The 610-nt window shown below is 65.4% G+C and carries 1 protein-coding gene; it reads left to right on the top strand.

The genetic code is table 11. From position 1 onward, the window contains the following. A partial coding sequence (locus FRY97_RS22620; RefSeq protein ID WP_170254867.1) for a hypothetical protein occupies positions 1-610 on the top strand: 610 nt, incomplete at both ends.

The raw sequence follows: 610 nt of genomic DNA, 5'->3' as shown, positions 1-610 counted from the left end.
ACGGGTGTTCGTAGTGGCTGCCCAGCAGCTGCAGGCGTCCCCTGACACGACAGTCCTGGCGTGCGCACCGGTAACTGAGGCGCTGTGCTTCACGGCAAGCGGAGCTGGGCTTCCAGTGGGGCTGCTGGAATGGGCAGACGCCGCGGGCACGGTACTGGGCAGCGGTGGCGAGCTCTGCGTTGCGCCCCCTGCGGGGGATCACCTTTACATCGTCAGCGCGCCCGGCCTGTCGTGCATCATAAGCGATACGGTCCGGGTGCAGGTGGAAGAAGAAATGCCGCCGCTGCCAGAGAACCTGCGCGACACCTTCGGGCTGTGCGTGGGGGAAGAGCTGCGCATCGACCTTTCGGGCTACGGGCACGATTACACTTGGACGGGCTGCGATGGCTCCCCTGGCGCGGTATCTGGGGGAGAGCTCATCGTTGTAGGGGCATCAGAAGGGGAGCAGTGCTACACCTTCGAAGCCACGAACGGTTGCGGCTCCACGTCATTGGAGGTGCGGGTGTTCGTAGTGGCTGCCCAGCAGCTGCAGGCGTCCCCTGACACGACAGTCCTGGCGTGCGCACCGGTAACAGAAGCGCTGTGCTTCACGGCGAGCGGAGCTGGGCTT

Source organism: Phaeodactylibacter luteus, assembly GCF_007993045.1.
Classification (GTDB): Bacteria; Bacteroidota; Bacteroidia; order Chitinophagales; family Saprospiraceae; genus Phaeodactylibacter; species Phaeodactylibacter luteus.
The sequence above is the reverse complement of the archived record's forward strand: the minus strand, read 5'-3'. Positions and strand labels throughout refer to the sequence as shown.